The following is a 19,884-nucleotide window of genomic DNA, read 5'->3' on the forward strand; positions in this document are numbered from 1 at the left end:
ACTTCTATAATATGAATATAACAATAACTATCAAGTACGAGGAGAGGTTACGGTGCGTGACAAATGGACCTATCAACCGCCCGCCAACGGCTACCCGGAATGGAACAATAACCCGGAAATTTTTCAATTAAATCGGTTGGATGCGCATGCCTCGCTCATGCCGTTCCCGTCGGTCCAGGACGCGCTGCGCGGCGAGCATGCCGCTTCGCCTTTTTATTATTCCCTGAATGGCATCTGGAAGTTCGCATTCGCCGAAACGCCGGACAAGCGGATTCGAGATTTTTACGAAACCGGCTTTGACAGCAGCGGCTGGGCGGATATGCCCGTCCCTTCCCACTGGCAATTCCAAGGCTACGATTATCCGCATTATACGAATGTCCGGTACCCTTGGGCGGAATCCGAGCCGGAGCTGCAGCCGCCTTTTGCCCCGACCCGATACAATCCTGTCGGCTCTTACGTTCGCACGTTCAACGTGCCGGACGCATGGCAAGGCCAGCCTGTATATATTAGCTTTCAGGGCGTTGAGTCCGCATTCTATGTGTGGCTTAACGGAGAGCTGGTCGGCTACAGCGAGGATACGTTCACGCCTGCGGAATTTGATCTGACGCCGTATTTGATTGCGGGCGATAACAAACTAGCTGTCGAAGTGTATCGCTGGTGCGATGCAAGCTGGCTGGAGGATCAGGACTTCTGGCGGCTGAGCGGCATTTTCCGTGACGTGTATCTGTACGCGACGCCCCCGCTGCATATCGCCGATTTCTTCGTACGTACGGTATTGGACGAGGCATACTGCGATGCCGAGCTGCAGCTGGATTTGAAGGTAGAAAACTACGTCAATCATGCCGGAGCGACATGCCGTGTCGAAGCTCAGCTTTATGATGGGCAAGGGAAGCCGGTTTGGAAAGAGGCGCTCGGAGACGATGTTTCTTTCCGGCATGGGGAACTCGCGCAGCTGTCATTCGCGGCAGCCGTTCGCAGCCCGCGACTATGGAGCGCCGAATCGCCGAATCTGTATACGCTCGTTCTCTCGCTCAAAGATGCATCAGGCGCCCTGCTGGAGACGGCTAGCTGCCGCGTCGGCTTCCGCAGCTTCGAGCTAAAGGACGGATTGATGCGAATCAACGGCAAACGTATCGTGTTCAAAGGCGTCAATCGCCATGAATTCAGCTGCGAGACCGGCCGTGCGCTCGGCAAAGAAGACATGATCCGCGACATCGTGCTCATGAAGCGCCATAACATCAATGCGGTACGCACCTCCCATTATCCGAATCAATCGATCTGGTACGAGCTGTGCGATGAATACGGCCTGTACGTCATTGACGAGACGAATCTGGAAACGCACGGCTCTTGGTCCTATGGGCAAAAGGATCTGCTTGCGCGAACGGTGCCGGCGAGCCATCCCGAATGGCGGGCGAACGTGCTGGATCGCTGCAACTCTATGTTCCAGCGCGACAAGAACCATCCGTCCATCGTAATTTGGTCGCTGGGCAACGAATCGTTCGGCGGCGACAATTTCCTTGCGATGTATGATTTCTTGAAAGCATGCGATCCGACCCGGCTCGTCCATTATGAGGGTATCTTCCACTATCGGCCGTCCGAGGCAGCCTCCGATATCGAGTCTACGATGTATATCAAACCGCATGAAGTTGAGGCCTATGCCTTGAGCGAACCGGCGAAGCCCTACATCCTCTGCGAATATGCGCATGCGATGGGCAATTCCTGCGGCGGGCTGCACAAGTATACCGAGTTGTTCGACAAGTATGATCGTTTGCAAGGCGGCTTTATATGGGATTGGGTCGACCAAGCGATTCGCACGACGACGGCAGATGGGGTAACGTACCTTGCCTATGGCGGCGATTTCGGCGAATCTCCGCATGACGGCAACTTCAGCGGCAACGGGCTGCTGTTCGGCGATCGCACGGTTACGCCCAAGCTGCATGAGGTCAACAAATGTTACCAGAGCATCGCAATAGAGGCCGTCAATCTGGCCGAAAAGCAAGTACGCGTTTCGAATAAGCTGCTGTTTACGGATCTAAGCACCTATGTGCTGCACTGGGAAGTCTTGCAAGACGGAGAAGTCGTCGAGCAGGGCATTAGGCAGCTGTCTCTCCCGGCAGGCGAACAGGACGTGGTTGAGCTCCCTTATCAGACTGCTTACGCTCCTGCCCATGAATATGTGCTGACCGTATCGTTCAAGCTGCGCTCGGACACCGCGTGGGCAGCAGCCGGGCACGAGATCGCTTGGGAGCAGTTTGTGCTTTCTCCGCGGCTTGTGCAAGCGGCCGCCGCTGCCGGGGCAACGAAAGCTCCGCTGCGCATTACCGAGCAGGGCGACCTGTTCACTGTTGCCGGCAATAAGCTGACCGTATCGTTCAGTCGTCGTTCGGGCGATCTCGTGTCCTACAAGGATGGCGGGCTTGAGCGCCTGCTTGAGCCCGTTCGCCCGAACTTCTGGCGCGCCGTAACCGATAACGATCTCGGCAATAAGCTGCAAGAGCGCTGCGGCGTATGGAAGGACGCAGGCGCGTATCGCAAGCTTGCCAGCTTCCGCTGGCAGATGGAGGGCGAACGATGCGTCGTCCAAGCCGCTTACATTTTGCCGACTGTCCCCGTATCCTCGGCCGTGACAGTTCGGTATGACATTACCGCTGACGGCAGAATGACTGTCCAGCAGGAGCTCATCCCGGGCAGCGACAGGCTGCCGGACATCCCGGAAATCGGCATGCTGTTCGTGCTGGATGGACAGCTCGATACGATCGAATGGTACGGACGAGGGCCGCATGAGAGTTACTGGGACCGGAAGTCCGGCGCTCGTCTGGGGCGTTATGTCGGCACCGTGCAGGGCCAATTCGTCCCTTATCTGCGCCCTCAGGAGTGTGGCAATAAGACGGACGTCCGATTCGCTAGCGTTTCCAATGGCATAGATGGCGCAGGCATGCGCTTTGAAAGCACAACGGCGATGGAGATTAACGCGCTGCCGTGGACGCCAAGCGAGCTGGAAGCATGCGACCACGCTTATAAGCTGCCGATTACGAATCGCACGGTCGTGCGCATCAACGATAAGCAAATGGGCGTCGGAGGCGACGACAGCTGGGGCGCGCGGACGCATCCCGAATATACGCTGCCTGCCAATCGGCCGTACAGCTTTCGCTTTACGATCACGCTCGTTTAAACCAGCAAAGCCCATTCCCCCCACTATCGCGGGTAGGAATGGGCTTTTCGGATTGTTGTTGCTTCAATGGCGATCTGACAGCATGCCCTCGATTTGCCCTGGGCGGAACATGCGATCCTCTTTCGGCGCGTTTTCCTTGGCGGTCATCGAATCGACCGTTAGCTTGAACACAATCGTTCGGCTGCCAAGCGAGGAGCGATATTTGTCCACATGCTGCGCGGCAAGCGGATGCCGATAGAAGCCTGGCACATATTTGTCCAGCAGCTTCTGCATGACTGCGGTTGCTTCATCCAGCTGCTCGACAACAGCGAGGCTGCCGAACAGCATCACGCTCATATAAGCCGTGTCCGTATGGGCAGGCACAGGATCGGTTATCGTGCCGTAGGATTCGCTTACCGTGAAGCAAGCTAGCGCATTCTGCCGCATATCGTCTACTTTCCGACCAGCCTCCGCCCCATGGAAGTAGACTGCGCCGTCCATCCAAACATAATTGAGCGGCACGACATACGGCCGGTTCTCGTTCGACAGTCCGAGAAACCCCGTCTCGGCGCGTTCCAGAAACGCGTGAATTTTCGTCTCGTCCGTGCAAGCGCGCAGCTGCAAACGAACTTGGGCAGCAAATGCATACATCGTTGATCGATCCCCTCTCTGCTTGCTTGAAAACTTACGTCTATCTTATCTGAAATTTGACCTTATCCAAATAGACAGTTATATTCAATTTAATAAGGTCAGACAAGAACGGAATGGAGTTGGGCAATCAAATGGAATTCACGCCCATATTGGATCGAAACAGCGAGCAGCCGCTATACTTACAGCTGTATCGTTATATCCGAACGCAAATGGAGGAGGGACGCATCGATGCCGGCTCACGCCTGCCGTCTATTCGGCAGCTGAGCGCCCATTTGCAGGTGAGCAAAGTAACGATCGAGACCGCCTATCAGCAGCTTATCGCCGAAGGCTATATCGAGAGCCGAGAGCGAAGCGGCCTGCGGGCGCTCCCTGTAGAGAAGGCGCCTGCCGCGATACGCCACGAGAGCGTCAGCAGGAACAGCAGCAGCGGCGATGCCGCCGCCGAAAGCACATCGCTTCACGCGAATCACAGCAAGCCAGACCGCCGCGAGGGTCGCGGTGATCTGGCTCTGTATGATTTTCAATATGGCGATATTGACGTGGAACGGTTCCCTATGAAAGCTTGGCGCGCTTGCCTGCATCAAGCGCTCGATTATGACCTGCGCGGGGTGCTCAATTACGGTCATCCGCAAGGCGATGCTGAGCTTCGCGCAGCGCTTGCCCGTTATTTGGGAGAGTCGCGGGGCGTCCATTGCACGGCGGAACAGATTGTGCTATCAGCAGGCACGCAGCAGTCGATGGCTCTGCTGTGCAGGCTCCTTCCGCTTGCCGGACAAGCCGTCGCGATAGAAGAGCCGGGGTATCATGGCGTACGAAGCGTTCTCGCCGACCATGACTGCGCGCTGCTTCCGATTCCGATCGAGCATGACGGCCTTTCGATTACCGCACTTAAGGCAAGCCATGCGGCAGCGGTCTATGTGACCCCTTCGCATCAGTTTCCGATTGGCAGCGTGCTGTCCGCCCAGAAGCGGCATCAGCTCATCCACTGGGCAAGCGAGCGCGGCGCATTCATCCTTGAGGATGATTACGATAGCGAATTCCGCTATCAGGGCCAGCCCATTCATGCGCTGCAAGCGCTTGATCAAGACGGGCGCGTCATCTATCTCGGTACGATGTCCAAGTCGTTCCTCCCATCGATCCGCATGAGCTATCTGGTGCTGCCGCCGCCGGTTGCCGCTGCCTCGCAAGCTCGTCTCGCCTCGTATAACACGGCGGTATCGCCGCTCCTGCAGCGCGCAGTTATGCTGTTTATGCGCGAAGGCCATATGGAGCGGCATGTTCGCCGCATGCGAAGGCTGTACCAAGCGAAGCATCGCCGTCTCATCCATGCGCTGCAGGCGCATATGCAGGATCGGATCTCGATCATCGGGCAAAAAGCAGGCCTGCACCTGCTAATAGACGTCCATGGCAGACAGCGCGATGAGCTGATTGCGCTTGCCGAGGCTGCCGGCGTGCGCGTCTACTCGCCAGCCCCGCAATGGAGCGCCCCCGCGCAATGCCCGCCGTCGCTCATCATGCTCGGCTTCGGCGGCGTTCCCGAGGAAGCGATCGAAGAAGGCATTCGCCGGCTTGCAGCCGCGTGGTTTAACTGAAGAATCAGGGAGCTGCGTCGTTCACGTGCGTGTTGGCGCTCTCCCTCCTACTCATTCCGGAATATCATTCAGGAAGCTTTTCGAAATAATCCCGTTGCTTTGAATCTTTGCTTTCACCGCGACCTTCACTTCCGCTTGGGCAAACTGCTGATCCCAATCGTTCTTGACTTTATTGAACATCCGATAATGGGTTCTCATCAACCGCTCGCCAAACCCGAAAATATCGACTCCGTACTCTTTCTGCACTTTCTGGATTGTGCCTTCCACGCTCTGCTTAATCATCCGTTCCGCGATGGCATCGGCTTTATTAAACCCGTTCATCTTATCCAGCCGAATCGACTGGCATTGATTTTCGGTGACATCTCCTTCTACGAATATCCGGATACGAACGATCGGGCGATGATTCGCATAATTCACGTTCACATCGCTAGTCGAATGTTTAATTTGAACCTGCATATATTGATCCGATTCACACGGAACGGTCAACGAAGTTAGCTTCAGCTTATTTTGCGCCCATAATAAATCGCGCGTCTCCTCCACCGACAGAAACCCGAGCAGCTTTGCCCGTTTCATGACCGCCGTGCCATCCACTAAAATCTGCGTCGGCTGTACGGTACTTTTAAGTACATCGGTATTGTACGCTTTCGGCGAGGGATGCTCAATCGTCACCGAAGAAAGCATTGGCTGTTTGCCTTCACTCGTAATATCGCGAATAAATTCTCTCAAATGCACGTTCGGCGTTCCACCCCAGTTTTTTTGAACGGAATCGAGCTCATATCTAATTTTTCCAGCGGAAACCGTCACGGACGGAGATACAATTTTGTTCAGATCAGATGCAGGGATTCGATGTGCCACAACCATTTGGATATCATTGCGAATATCCGCCATGCTTTCGAGAAAGTCAAAGAACAGCAGCCCTTTTTCATCCGAGAGCAGCTTTTCATCCAGCATGAGCAGCATCGTATGGCTTAATTCCAGCTTGCGGCCCGCTTTCTGCTCAATTTGAAAAAAAGCCTCATTCATCGTATTCCCTTCGCCGTCCAACACGTACGTCGTCGCGTCCCCCCTCCTCTTGCCGGCAACGAACTCCATCGTGTTTATGATCTGCAAGTAGACATGATAGTTTGATTTCTCGCCATTCATAACGGCTGCGCTGCTAACGATGACGTATTGGTTGGCCGTCCGTATATCCCAGCAGCCAGTTAGAGCGACACTTATCATACAGCCCAATATAGCGACGCGCATCAATCGGCTGATCATGGAGCATCCTCGTTTTTAAGCGGCGCACGAAAGACCATATCTTGATGTGCCCTTGGCCGCATTGGCGCAACAGGCGTAAGGTAGGGCACGCCAAATGACTGTAAGCTGACCAGATGAATAACCAACAGGGCAATGCCAATGAAAATGCCGTAGACGCCTAGTACCGCGCCGAGAAAAAGCAGCCCAAAACGGATTAAGCGAACGGTACTGCTAAAATCATAGTGGGGAACGACTAGCCCGCAGAGCTCGGTAGCCGCCACGACGATCAATAAAATACTCGATACAATGCCGGCTTCGACGGCTGCCTGTCCGAGCACGATTGCGCCTGCGATCGGAACGGCTTGTCCAAGCACGCTAGGGACGCGAGTGCCCGCTTCGCGCAGCAGCTCGAATAAAAGCGTCATCACCAGCAGCGCAACGCCGGTCGTAAACGGCGAGCCTTGCTCCTGCCCGCTGATGGAATAAAGAAGCAGCGTTGGCACCATTTCTGAATGGTAATAAATAACCGATATATAGAGCGCCGGCAAAAACAAGGACAGGATGAGACTCGCATGCCGCAATAGCCGCATAAATACGGCGAGGACAGGCATGACGTAATAATCGCCCGCCGATTGAAAGAAATTGCCGTACACGGCAGGACCGATGAGCACGAACGGGCTGCCATCGACAATGACCGCGCATTTTCCCTCAACGAGCTCGGAGGCTGCAGTATCCGGCCGTTCTGAACTAAGCAACGTAGGAAAAAACCAGGAACGGTTTTGGCTGATGATCTCCTCCACATTAGCCGAATCATAGATGGCCTTCACTCGCATTTTCGTTAGTCGCGAACGAAATTCGTTCACTATCGACTCGTCCGCAGCGTTAGCCAAATAAGCCAGGGAGATGCACGTCTTCGTCTCTTCCCCTGCCGTAAAGGATTCAAATCGAAGCAGCGGATTACGGATTCGCCGCCGGATTAACGAAATATTCGTATCCAACGACTCCGTGAACGATTCCTGCGTTCCTCGAATGACCTTTTGGTTTTTGGGCGCTTCAATCGATCGGCTTGGTATGCCTCCGATCCTCACGCACAGCACCTGCTCCACGCCGTCCATGATAAGAAGCGCGTCTCCGTTAAGAAGCTGATCCGTCGCCTCCTGGACATTCTTCGCATAGGCAAAGATAAGCAGGCCAAGCTTTTCCTGACGAAACTGCTCAAGCTGCTGCAAGGTGCCGACGGACAAAGCGGATGCGGCGCTGCCCGCCGTAAGCGGCTCAAGCAATTTCTCCACTAACGTTTGGGCTTCGGCCATCGTCGTTAATGCGCATAGAAACCCATGCGAAACGCCAATTTGAATCGGCGATGAATGAAAATCGGAGCTATTTCCAAAAAGCTCGCACAGCTGCTGCAGCGTATGGCTCGCATCCTTTTGCAGAGGCATGGTCATGCTGCTCTCCTGTTTTTTGACTTTCCAACTCACATTCATTTCGCTTCTCCTTCCTTGCCCTCCTTGGCGGCTTTGACCATTACAGCCAGCAGCATGAGGAATGGAATGACAAATTGCATAGGGATGTGAATATAGAGCGGCACGATCTTCAAACCCTCCGCCGCATGTTCGGCGAAGGAATCCGCGACATAGATGGAAAGCAGCGCGATGATACAAGAGATCGGAAACGCTCCTGTACGGTACGGAATCCGAAATAGATGCTCGATCCCTTTTAACGCGCCGAACAAATAAGCGGACACCTTAATGAGGATCGTCACAAACATCATAAAAATGACCAGCATCTCCAGCCGTTCAAACAAATAAGCAAAAGAAATATCTCGAACGGTAACCAGGAAAGGAAATAACGATCTTAGTTTAGGCTTCACATCAAGCGTTACCGTTTCCAGAATCGTTGTACAAGTGAGGATCAAGCCCGCTGTGCCGATCGCCCAGCTTGATACGGTCCCAACTTTACCGCCTGCTGACGTAAACTTCAGGAACATAACCAACACGATTAATTCTCCGAAGGGAAACGTGATAAGCGCAGGAAACACGGCGGACAGGACTGGCTTCACGCCATCTCCTAGCACAGGCTGCAAATAAGCGAAATGATACTCATGATCCCAAATCATAAGCACGATCAGCAAGAGAAACACGATGAGAATCATTAAAAAAAACAGCTCAGCCGTTCGAATAAACGCGCCAGCTCCATGCCAGAGCATATAGGCGATAACTGTGGTAAACGTAAACACAATGACCTCGATTGGCGTAGTCGCAAGCACGGCAGTCGAAATGATTTCAATAAAGTCCCGAAGCACTCGCGCGCCGAGGTACAAAAAATAAAGAATATATAAAAAGATGACACCGCTGCCTGCAATCGGCCCGAATGCATAACGAGCAATCTCAAACAGGTCAAAGCCAGGCCGTCGCGACTGCAGATATCGATAAAACGTAAAGATCCCGATGCCTATGACCGTTGCCGCCAAAATCGCAATCCACGAGTCGCGCTTAGCCTCTTGTCCAATATTCATGACGATCGCGCTTCCCAGCTCGAATAGGACGATCAGGGAGAATAACTGCCAATTCGAAATGGCAAGCTTATTATCGTTCATCTTCGCCTCCGCCTGTCGACCGTTTTTGTTTCTTTCGCATCTGCCTGTCGGCAATCAAGCTATAGATGAAGCCGCATGCAGCGATGCCCAGCTGAAGAGGGTATCCGGTGACTACTACTCCGCCCAGCCCTTTTACGCCAAAGCTCAAAGCATCAATGATATAAATACAAGCGAACGCAGCGCAGCCTACGCCTAGAAACACAGCCGTTACCATCGCAATAGCCCAACCTTTTTCCTATTCGTTTTTTCACTTATGGTTTACTGTTCCATAAATAATCCAAATTTATGTATTGAGCGCGCCGCTGCTGGCGATTAGAATAGATCGATAACGAAACGCAGCAACCGGAAGGAAGTGGAATGCTATGTACAACATTTTGGTCATTGAGGACGACGAGAAAATCGCGGATATGCTAAGCGCTGCGATTGCCAAATATGATTTTGCGGTGCAGGTGGTCGAGGACTTTAGGCTCGTGCTGGAGTGTTTTCTAGCGGTTAAGCCAGATCTGGTGCTGCTGGACGTCAACCTGCCCAAGTTCGACGGCTTCTATTGGTGCAGACAAATCCGTGCCCAATCGACTTGCCCCATCATCTTCATCTCGGCGCGCGACAGCCAAATGGATCAAGTTATGGCCCTAGAGAACGGTGCGGATGATTATATTACGAAGCCCTTCGATATCGAGATTGTCATTGCCAAAATCCGCAGCCAGCTCCGCCGGGCGTACGGCGCTTACGCCGCTGGCCAAGAGCAGGAGCGAACGGTGACGAGCGCAGGCATCGTTTTATACCCGGAGCGCTTCGTCGTATCCTGCCAAGGGAATTCGATCGAGCTTACGCAGAAGGAAGCGGCGCTGCTGGAGGTGCTCATGCTCAAGGAAGGGCGCGTCGTCAGCCGCGAGCGGCTGCTGGACCTGATGTGGGAGGACCAGCATTTTATCGATGACAATACGCTTAACGTATACATAACCCGCGTTCGCAGGAAGCTAAAGGATATCGGCATTGGCGATCGGATTGAAACCGTCAGGGGTGCAGGCTATCGCCTGATTCCTGAGCTTGAGGAGCTGCCATGAGGCTGTTCTGGCGCGCGCAGCTGCCGCTCATGCTGATGTTTATGATTCAGCTCGTCCTCGTTCCGCTGCTCTATGCGGTAACTGGCGAAGGACGCGCCGTCTCCGTCATGCTGTATGGCATGCTCATCAGCGCTTTCGTGCTGCTCGTCTATCTCGTCTACCACTATGTGATGAATCGGGACATGTACACGGAGCTGTCGCGATCGACGGATTCGGCGGACAACCCGACTGAGTCCCTTATGATCCCTCCCCTTGGCACCTCTCCGCTCCCCGAGGCGATTCATGAACGGATGACTTATTATGAATTTCAATACAGCGATCAGCTGCAGCGGCAGCAAAATGCCATGGAGCAGCATATCACCTTCATTAATCGGTGGGTCCACCAGATGAAAACGCCGCTATCCGTCATTCAGCTCACGCTTCCGGAGCTGGAGGATGCGCCTGCCGACCATATCCGCGATGAGCTGGATCGGCTTCGCAAAGGGCTCGAAATGGTGCTGTATACGGCACGGCTAGAGCGATTTGAGCAGGATTTTGCCGTCGAGGCGCTCAGCCTGCGCGATGAAGTGAACAAAGTAATCGTCGAGCGGCGGAAGCTCTTTATTCGCAAAGGCGTAACGCCTGAATTTCAGATCGACAGCAAGCTAACGGCTTATTCCGATAGCAAGTGGTTCCGATTCATGCTCGACCAGATCGTCACGAATGCCGTCAACTATTCGGGCGGTATGGGCAAGCGCGTCTACCTGACAGCTGAAGAGACAGGCGAGAATGTGGTGCTCCACATTCGTGACGAAGGAATCGGCATCGAGCCCGAAGATATCGGGCGGGTTTTCAACCCTTACTTTACAGGCGAACGAGGACGGCAGTATGCCGAATCGACTGGCATGGGGCTGTATCTCGTGCGCGAAATCGCCCACAAGCTCGGCCATAGCGTAGCGCTGCAATCCGCGCCTGGGCAAGGAACAACCGTAACGCTGACGCTTCGCAAAGCTGAACCTGCAGGCACACCTTCTTAGAGGTGTGTCTTTTATTCGATACGATGAGACGACCTTGCAATGCGAACAAAGACCGAACATAACCTTTCATCCGCGTAAGCAAAGCTTCATCTAATTCGATAGCAACAACCTGCTTAAGATTGGTACAGTGAGAACATCAATTGAACGCGCAGGAGCGAAAGGAGAATGAACGAAGCATGAACATTTTAGAAGTCAAAGGCATGAATAAAGTGTATACGGGCAGAGTCGCGACGCACGCCCTCACCGATATCCACCTCACGATCCAGAAGGGCGAATTCGTCGGTATTATGGGGCCTTCCGGCAGCGGCAAGACGACCTTGCTGAATATGGTATCTACCATCGATCGCCCGAGCACAGGGGAAGTGCTGATCGGCGGTTCCAACCCCCATCGGATGAAAAAAAGTGAGCTGGCGCTATTCCGGCGCAGGCAGCTCGGCTTCGTGTTCCAGGATTTTAATCTGCTCGATACGCTTACAGTAGCTGAAAACATCGTGCTGCCGCTTACGTTGGACCGGCGTCCGGTCAAAGAAATGGATTCGCTGCTGTTCCAAGCTGCCGAACGGCTGGGCATTACCGAAATATTAAACAAGCGAACGTATGAAATTTCCGGCGGACAGCGCCAGCGGACGGCTATTGCCAGAGCTACGATTACGTCCCCCGTCCTGCTGCTGGCGGATGAGCCGACGGGGGCGCTCGACTCCCATTCCTCCCGCGTCGTGATGGAATCGCTGACCCAAATCAACGAGAAGGACGGCACGACGATTATGCTCGTCACCCATGATCCGCTGGCCGCAAGCTACTGCAATCGCATCGTCTTCATTAAGGATGGCAAGCTTGCAGCAGAAATTCATCGCGGAGAGAGCAGGCAGTCGTTCTTCCAGAAGATTATCGATACGTTATCCTTCTGGGGAGGTAATGCAAGTGAACTTTCCTCGATTCGCGTTTAACAATGTTCGACGCAACGCGCGGGCTTACAGTTCCTTTATGCTGAGCAGCGCATTTATGGTCATGATCTTTTTCACTTATGCCGTCTTCATGTTCCACCCGGGCATCGACCGCACGGCCATGGGCCAAACGACGCGAATGGGGATGACTGTCGCATCGACCATCGTCTATGTATTTGCCTTCTTCTTCGTGCTGTATTCAATCAGCGTCTTTCTCAAATCGCGCAACCGCGAATTCGGCATACTGATGATACTCGGAGCGCAGTCCAGACAGATCAATCTGCTTATTTTGCTGGAAAATATGCTGATCGGCCTCATTTCCATCGCGAGCGGCATCGCCAGCGGCCTGCTGCTCTCCAAGCTGTTCCTGCTCGTCAGCACGCGATTAATGGATATGGAGGAGCTCCCCTTCTATTGGCCGGTGAAAGCGATAGCGATAACCGCTGGCGCTTTTATCCTGCTATTTCTGGTCATCTCTGTGTTCACGCTGTTCTTCATCAGAAGCAGCCAAGCAATGGAGCTATTAACTGGCGGCAGCAAGCCTAAGAAAGCGCCGCGCGTCAACCTCTTCTTCGCACTGCTCGGCATCGCTTTGCTGGCGACGGGATACGCAGCGCTGCATTTGAAGTTCGTCGGCTCCCTATTCATTCCGATCGCAGCCTCGACCGGGATCGCAGGCACGTACTTTTTCTACTCCCAGCTATCCGTATGGTTCGTCCGCCTCGTGCAGAAGCGACGCAGGTTTACGTGGAAAGGAACGAATCTGCTGTGGGTTTCGGAGATGAGCTACAAGCTCAAGGATAACGCCCGGATGCTCTTCCTCGTGACGGTCGTGACGTCGCTCGCGTGCATGAGCGTTGGCTTCGTCATCGCGACGCAGCAAACCATCCGTACGACTTTCGAGAGCAACCCGTTCGCTCTGTCCTATACGCCATACGAGAAAACGGATGACAAGACGGTTCAAACGGTTTTAAACGAAATCGACCACGAGCTGCAGGCGGTAAATCTGTCGTATCGAACAATTACCGTCCAAACGCTTAGCGTATCCATCGCGAATGGTCCATGGGGCAGTCTCGTAATGTCCGAGCAGCAATACAACAAGTTCGCAGCCGACATGCATGCGAAGCCGGCGCCTTCGTTAAAGGCTCAGGAAGCCTTGCTCGTTGTCAGCCCTGACTTTAATAAAGGAAGCGCCAACTGGAAAACAATCGATATCGAAGCTGCAAGCAAAGGGGACCATGCTGCCAATCTATCATTGACCTATGAGCTGCGCACGGAACCGCTCGCTGCAGTCAACGGCAGCAATAAGCTGCTCGTTGTTAATGACGAAACCTTCTCGCAGCTGGCCAAGTCGAATGCGGATCAACAACGGCGTGGGGTCAGAACCTCCCATTTGTATCAATTGACGAACGCTGCCGGGATTCCTGATCGCCATGATCCCGAAACGGTAGCTGGGATCAAGATCGTCGAACAGAATGAAACAATGAACAAGCAGGGCGAAGACAGAGGATTTATTCAAGCACGCGCAGACCTCTACTACATGCAGAAACAGACGTTCATGCTGCTAGACTTTATCGGCCTGTTCCTGGCGCTTATCTTCTCCCTCTCGTCAGCAAGCTTCCTCTACTTCAAGCTGTACAGCGAGCTCGCAACGGACGGCAAGATGTATCGCGCCTTGTCCAAAATCGGCCTTAGCAATCGTGAGATGAACCGATCCGCAACCCTTCAGATTGCGATCATCTTCTTCATTCCGATTGTCGTGTCCACCATTCAGACCTTCGTCGTGCTGAAGCCGATTTTATCGATGGTTCAAATCGCGCATGTGACCGCCCCTGTCCTGATCGCTTCAGCCGCTTTCCTCGTCATGCAGGCGATTTACTTTATCATTGCGAGATCGCGCTACATTCGCTCGATTAATCGCATGATGGTTTAACAATGAAGAGGGTGTCCCGATAGCGTAAGCTTGGGGACACCCTCTTCATTATTTTGACTCCGCGTATCTCTCCCAACCGCTTCCGATTATTGATAGAATGGGCGCGCATTCCAGCATCATTGAGCGGGGCTCCGCGGCGCTAACGGACTCAGGAGCCCTTATCTGACCGAAATCGGGCATAATGGCGCGCTAACGGACCTAGCTGCCTCTATTTGGCCCATTTCTCCCCACGGGGCAGCAAAATGGCGAACTAACGGCCGTGGGGTCCGTTACATTTGCAACTGGCGCGTTTGGAGCGTAATAGCGGCTTCTGTGGTCCGTTAAAAAAGGAAGATGTACCTATAAGCACAGTGAACCAAAAAAAGACCCTCCGAACAGACCGCACTTGCCTTGTCTGTTCGGAGGGTTCAATTTTTATCTCAGCTTATGGCGTGTAGCTCAGCAAACGGCTCAATACAACCGCTGCTTCCGCACGCGTCGTGTAGCTGCTTGGCTGCAGCTTGGAAGCTGCATCGCCGCGCAAAATTTTCGCCTGAAGGCTGTACAGCATGCCTTCCTTCGCCCATGCGCTGACGCTTGCGCTATCGCCATACTGCGCTAGAATCGCTGCATCTGCTGGCGCAGCAGGCAGTTTGCCCAGTTTATCCAATGCGCGAGCGATCATAACCGCCATCTCTTCACGCGTCACTTGCGCGTTCGGACGGAAATGCGTTGCATCTGCGCCGCTAACCAATCCCGCTTCATATGCCGCTGTAACCTCCGGTGCATACCATGCTCCGGCAAGCACGTCGCTGAATGGCGCTTTCGCTCCAGCCGATGCCTCCAAGCCGAGCGCACGCACCAGCAGCGCTGCGAATTCCGCACGCGTAACTTGGCCATTCGGGTTAAAGGTTGTAGCTGTGTTGCCGTTCACGATATGTTTTGCCGCCATTGCTTTAATGTCGTTCGCTGCCCAGAAGCTCGCGCTAACATCCGTGAAAGTTTTGTCGAACGTAAGAACCGCATACTTGCTGAAGTGATAAACATTCGCTGACAGCGAGCCGCTCAGGAACGTAATTTCTCCGTTGTCTGCGATGAAGTAAACGCCTTGCAGCTCGCTGCTCTTCTTCGCATCCACTGCGAAGGTCAACGCCACAGGATCCTTAAAGTGCGTCAGCACCTGTGCTTTTCCATCTGCGCCTACGTAGGATACCGTAAGCTCATACATCGAGCTGGACAAGCCAACTTTCGCTGCGCTCGAATTCGCCGCTTGCTTCAGAAGCTCATCCGCCTGCTTCGCAGGCACCAGCTTAATTGTAAGAACGATTTGGCCGCTCGTCGTCGAACTGCCTTTTGGCGCCAACGCCTGAAGATCAGCCAGAAGCGAAGATGGAAGCGTCACTTTCAGAGGTCCCGATGTGAATTCCAGAGCCGCGCTGCCCAGCAGCGTTGCCGCATTCGCTGGGAGAACGACACGAAGATTCGTTGCGTTCGTCGTGCTGCCTTGGTCACCCGAGAGGCTTGGAACGGTGATCGACACCTTGCCGTCTGCCGGTTTCCCTTTCAGCTCCTGCTCAGCAACCGTTACCGTAGCCGTATCGTCGGATCCCACGATCGGCACGCCGCCACCGCCGCCAACGACTGTCGAGCCGCCGCTGCCAGCTGTCAGCACGAATGTGCCGCCTTGATCGCGACCAGGAAGTGCTAACGTAACTTGTTTGTTGCTGGAAACCGTGTACTCCACGCCGCTGTAACGGTCCACAACGTTTTGGCCCGCTGCGAACGGTACATCGATTGTCACGCTCTTAGCCGTTGTTGTTGTGTTCAAACCAACAAGAACATGATCGCCCTGGTACGCTCTGTCGAATACGAGGTAACCGTCGCTATCTCCCCCGGCTACTTTCGTGCGCGTTCCTTTTGCGAATACTTTGGAATAAGCTGCCCGAACCTGCAACAGCTTCTGATAATGCGCGTGCAGCGCTTGTTCTTCTACAGCCGCAGGGTCCGTTAATTTGTCCCATGCCATGTCATAACGATTCTCGTTGTAAATGCCATTGTCAAAGTCGCCTTTTCTACCCGATTGGCCCAGCTCTTCTCCGTAGTAGATTACCGGTTGGCCTTTAGCCGTAATTTGCAGAGCTGCCGCTACCTTGAGCATGCCTTTGTCGCCGCCAACGTGTTCGCTGAGGAAGCCTTCCTCATCATGGCTGCCCAGGAATTGGCCCATCGTCGCCGTGTTATCCATCAGCTCGTTACGATGCTCCATGTAGCTCTCTACATCCTCAATGCCGCCCTTAACGAACTGCTCTGCACGATTATTGAAGTCGAAATCAAGCAGGGAATCCATCGAACCGGAACGAAGCGCTCCACCTTGGTTATCGATGCTCGCCCCGTAGTTTTCGGCAATCATCTTGAATTTCGGATTGATTTGCGTCAGTGCGTTTTTGAACGCCTTCCACGTCGTATCCTCAACATGCTTGTATGTGTCTATACGGAAGAAGTCAATTGTATCGCCGCGATCCGTCTTCGCACGCTCCAGCCATGAGGTTTGCCATTCAATAATTTTAGCACGCACAGCCGGATCCTCAGTCTTAAAGTCTGGAAGGCCCGCAAGCTCTCCCTTCACCTCGTCCATGCTGCCATCCGTACGAAGCATACCGTCGAAACGCGCTTTATCGTCTGCCGAAACGTTCGGATTCGTGTCGCCTGGCTTTAAGCCGTAGCCGGTATGGTTCAGTACAACGTCAACCATAATTTTAATGCCTTTGTCATGCGCCGTATCGATTAATTGTTTGAACGTATTCAAGTCGCCCAGATGCTCGTCGAGCGCCTCAAAGTTTTTAGCCCAATAGCCGTGGTACCCATACTGCTTAATCGTTGTGCTTTGGTTAAAGTCGTTGTTGTCTACGATTGGCGAAATCCAAACCGTATTAATGCCCAGATCTTTCAAGTAATCCAGCTTCTCGATAAGACCTTTGAAGTCGCCTCCGTGATAAGCTTCAAGCGCTGTCTTATCGACATTGAAGTTATTCGTGTCATCGCCATCATTGAATCGGTCTGTCAGCAAGAAATAGATTCGTGCTTCATCCCAGTCAAAGTCAAGCGCGCCAACGGATTGCCGTGCTTTCACGGTCACTGTAATCGTGCTCGCATGCTTGTTGCCGTACTGATCGATCGCAACGATCGGTACGATCTTGTCGCCTGCCGGAATGCTGTCCGCTACTGCGACCGTCCCCTGCATCAGCTCCTGATCAATCTGGAACTTCGCCGGTCCGCCCAGCGACGTCAGATCCAAGTAAACTTCGCGATACGAAACCGTCGCTTGGGACGCCAGATTTACCGTCACTACTGCATTCTCATTGGATGAGATTGCTTGCGGCGATGCAGCTCCGCTAACGGCAACTGCCGGATTGTAATATTCGAATGTCGATACGCCATTCGTCGTGTTTTTCGGATCGTTCACTTCAGTCGTTGCGCCGTTACGCGTAACTAAGAACGAATACGTATAAGAGCCATCTTGCAGGCCGGACAAAGTATAATCAAAATATTGTTTGTCCGCCCGATATGTCATGTCGTACGTTTGCGTTTGATTGCCGTGCGTCACTTTCACTTGTACGCCTGTAATCGTGTCCATCTGATTGTCGTTGTACAGCTGCTCGTCGCGATAGAAGAACGTCACTTTCCCGTCATTAAACAGCGGACCTGTTACGTTAGGGACAACATTGACTGCCAATTGGCCGCTTGTTACCGTTGCTTTCGTTATAATTTGATCCAATGGCGCTTCGACATAACGGTCCGTGTTCATGTCCGTCTCTACCCAATCGCCCTTCCTTACCTTGAAGCCCATACGGGACGTCGTGTCGCTAATTTCAATCCGGGCAACCGCAACACCATTTTCGATTTTGTCAAAATCGATGCGGTCATTCTTTGCGCCTGTTCCCCACACCCACAAGTTCCAGTCCGTATAGTCCTGATCCGCTCGTACGTAAGTCAATTCAATATAACGCTTAACAGGTGGATGAGCTTTAGCATCTAGTGCGGAAGCCCGGTCATAGTACACATCAGGCTTCTTCTCAAGCATCCATGCATCTACAGAAGTCTCGCCAGCGGGCACCGTGATCACATGCGTCAAGTCCTGCGAAGACCATTCGCCTGGGCGTTGAATCGCAGAAATCGAATCAAACGGCAGCTTGATCTGCACCGTTACGAAGCCATCTGCATCAGTCCCCGTAAAGTCATATTCCGTGCCGCCCATATAACCATTGAAAATCCAGTTGTCCCAGTTTGTCATGTTGCCATCATATCGATAGTAATGAAGATTGAACGTATACATCTTGTCTTGAATCGTAATTTGCTTCTTCGCTTGCTTGCCGCCTTCATCCGCGACCACCGTTACAGAATCATTCGTTTGCACCACATACGAAGGATCAACCGTTAACGTCGAGCCGGTAATCGAGACGCCCGGCTTGTTTTGCTCCAGCGACCATGTTGGCGTAATATCGCTTACATTGCCCGAAGGATCAACGAGCTGCGCGCTCAGCGCGACCGATCCGCCCTTCTCGATGTCGTTAGCGGAATTGATTCGGATGCCAGGTACATGCACCACCGAGTTGCCATTGCTGCTAAGTTGGTTCAGCGGGTCTGTGAACGCATTGTTCCAGCTGCCCGATACAGGCACGAACTTATATTCATACGTGCCTGGCGTAAGGTTTTGCGTAACGCTAAATACGCCGTTGGCATCTTTGGTCATCGGTATGCCGTGATTGTCCCATCCGTTCATACCGCCAACGAGATTTAGCGTTGGGCCTGTTTCCGTCTTGTTGTTGAAGGTAACGCTTCCATCCGGGTTGATAACAGGGCTTTGCAGCACTTGGCCAACGATGTTTACCGTCTTCGTAGCGGTAAAGCCGTTATACGTTGCCGTAATGTCCGCTGGACCTGTGGCTGCGTTGCCTGCAACGACCAACTTGCCGTTAGCGATGCTCAAGCCCGGCGCACTTACCGATAAAGTCGGCGCGAACTGCTCGTCTGCATTGCCTGTGAAATAAGTCGCCGTGATAGCGGTTTCAGTACCGAGCGCAAACTCGTCTGGCGTGTTGAATCTCACGCCGGGAACCGACAATCCCGCATTCGGGCCGTTCCTAACCTGGTTGGAATCGTCTCCCTTCCAAGTACCTCCGTCGATCGTGAATCCATAGCCGTACCATCCTGCAGGCACCTCTCGGGTTACCGACCAGACGTTGTTCGCACCGGAAGTAAGCGGAATGAGTTCTGCCCAGTTTTTATAAAATTCCCCTTTAACCTCAGCGGTTGATTCGTTGCCGTCGCCTTGGTAGTTAAACGTGACATTAGCGCCTGTGCCCGTCGCATTGGACGCGCCAATGACTAGGCTCTGAACGCCTGACGCCGCTTGTACGGCAAGACCGCCCCCGACCAACTGCCCGATCGTCATAACCAGTACGACGATTGCTGCGATGAATGCTCTACTCTTTCTTCTCAAGCGTATCCCTCTCTCCAACATGTAATGGTACTTGCAAACGTTTGCATAATTGCAAAACAGAAACCCACGACAAAGTAGCCTCTCGCCAACTCCAACCGCCACCAACGGGCAGAACACAAAACAACCCCGTTTCTCCTCTGAAGGAAAAACGGGGTTGTTTTTAAAACACCAAGTGTTCTAAAAAGCATAGCCCTCATATTGTCATAAACAATC

General features: G+C 53.2%; 12 protein-coding genes. 6 read left to right on the forward strand and 6 right to left on the reverse strand.

The annotated features are described in order from the left end of the window. Nucleotides 1–52: 52 nt before the first annotated feature. Nucleotides 53–3,172, forward strand: coding sequence for a glycoside hydrolase family 2 TIM barrel-domain containing protein (locus PAECUDRAFT_RS08240; protein ID WP_006037662.1), 3,120 nt, complete (start codon nucleotides 53–55; stop codon nucleotides 3,170–3,172). 63 nt (nucleotides 3,173–3,235) lie between these two features. Here PAECUDRAFT_RS08240 and PAECUDRAFT_RS08245 read toward each other — a convergent pair whose 3' ends face one another. Further along, nucleotides 3,236–3,802 (reverse strand): pyridoxamine 5'-phosphate oxidase family protein, encoded by a 567-nt coding sequence (locus PAECUDRAFT_RS08245; RefSeq protein ID WP_006037663.1) that lies wholly within the window; start codon nucleotides 3,800–3,802, stop codon nucleotides 3,236–3,238. A gap of 131 nt (nucleotides 3,803–3,933) precedes the next feature. On the opposite strand from PAECUDRAFT_RS08245, the gene pdxR reads away from it, so the two are divergent. Beyond that, entirely contained in the window at nucleotides 3,934–5,394 is a 1,461-nt protein-coding gene (gene pdxR, locus PAECUDRAFT_RS08250; RefSeq protein ID WP_006037664.1) for a MocR-like pyridoxine biosynthesis transcription factor PdxR, read from the forward strand. A gap of 51 nt (nucleotides 5,395–5,445) precedes the next feature. Here pdxR and PAECUDRAFT_RS08255 read toward each other — a convergent pair whose 3' ends face one another. From PAECUDRAFT_RS08255 to PAECUDRAFT_RS08270, 4 genes are read right to left on the reverse strand one after another with little or no spacing between them, the layout of a single operon-like run. Further along, on the reverse strand, nucleotides 5,446–6,654 hold the full coding sequence (locus PAECUDRAFT_RS08255; protein ID WP_006037665.1) for a Ger(x)C family spore germination protein: 1,209 nt from the start codon (nucleotides 6,652–6,654) through the stop codon (nucleotides 5,446–5,448). Next, nucleotides 6,651–8,120 carry a spore germination protein gene (locus tag PAECUDRAFT_RS08260; protein ID WP_006037666.1) on the reverse strand — a complete coding sequence of 490 codons (1,470 nt, stop codon included), beginning with the start codon at nucleotides 8,118–8,120 and terminating at the stop codon, nucleotides 6,651–6,653. Before PAECUDRAFT_RS08260 ends, PAECUDRAFT_RS08255 begins: the two co-directional genes overlap by 4 nt. After that, nucleotides 8,117–9,232, reverse strand: coding sequence for a GerAB/ArcD/ProY family transporter (locus PAECUDRAFT_RS08265; protein WP_006037667.1), 1,116 nt, complete (start codon nucleotides 9,230–9,232; stop codon nucleotides 8,117–8,119). The genes PAECUDRAFT_RS08260 and PAECUDRAFT_RS08265 overlap by 4 nt, the downstream gene beginning before the upstream one ends. Continuing rightward, entirely contained in the window at nucleotides 9,222–9,446 is a 225-nt protein-coding gene (locus tag PAECUDRAFT_RS08270; RefSeq protein WP_006037668.1) for a hypothetical protein, read from the reverse strand. The genes PAECUDRAFT_RS08265 and PAECUDRAFT_RS08270 overlap by 11 nt, the downstream gene beginning before the upstream one ends. 148 nt (nucleotides 9,447–9,594) lie before the next feature. Between PAECUDRAFT_RS08270 and PAECUDRAFT_RS08275 the strand changes: the two genes are divergently transcribed. From PAECUDRAFT_RS08275 to PAECUDRAFT_RS08290, 4 genes are all read left to right on the forward strand, one after another. Beyond that, entirely contained in the window at nucleotides 9,595–10,299 is a 705-nt protein-coding gene (locus PAECUDRAFT_RS08275) for a response regulator transcription factor (protein WP_006037669.1), read from the forward strand. After that, nucleotides 10,296–11,315, forward strand: coding sequence for a sensor histidine kinase (locus PAECUDRAFT_RS08280; protein WP_006037670.1), 1,020 nt, complete (start codon nucleotides 10,296–10,298; stop codon nucleotides 11,313–11,315). Before PAECUDRAFT_RS08275 ends, PAECUDRAFT_RS08280 begins: the two co-directional genes overlap by 4 nt. A 176-nt stretch (nucleotides 11,316–11,491) precedes the next feature. Beyond that, nucleotides 11,492–12,262: an ABC transporter ATP-binding protein gene (locus PAECUDRAFT_RS08285; protein ID WP_006037671.1), complete on the forward strand. Its 771-nt coding sequence runs from the start codon at nucleotides 11,492–11,494 to the stop codon at nucleotides 12,260–12,262. Continuing rightward, a complete protein-coding gene (locus tag PAECUDRAFT_RS08290; protein ID WP_233516742.1) occupies nucleotides 12,231–14,192 on the forward strand; it encodes an FtsX-like permease family protein in 1,962 nt (653 codons plus the stop codon). The genes PAECUDRAFT_RS08285 and PAECUDRAFT_RS08290 overlap by 32 nt, the downstream gene beginning before the upstream one ends. Nucleotides 14,193–14,616: 424 nt before the next feature. On the opposite strand, the gene PAECUDRAFT_RS24520 is transcribed toward PAECUDRAFT_RS08290, so the two are convergent. Beyond that, nucleotides 14,617–19,671 carry an alpha-amylase family glycosyl hydrolase gene (locus tag PAECUDRAFT_RS24520; protein WP_050794307.1) on the reverse strand — a complete coding sequence of 1,685 codons (5,055 nt, stop codon included), beginning with the start codon at nucleotides 19,669–19,671 and terminating at the stop codon, nucleotides 14,617–14,619. Nucleotides 19,672–19,884 lie beyond the last annotated feature (213 nt).

It is taken from the genome of Paenibacillus curdlanolyticus YK9, assembly GCF_000179615.1.
GTDB lineage: Bacteria > Bacillota > Bacilli > Paenibacillales > Paenibacillaceae > Paenibacillus_T > Paenibacillus_T curdlanolyticus.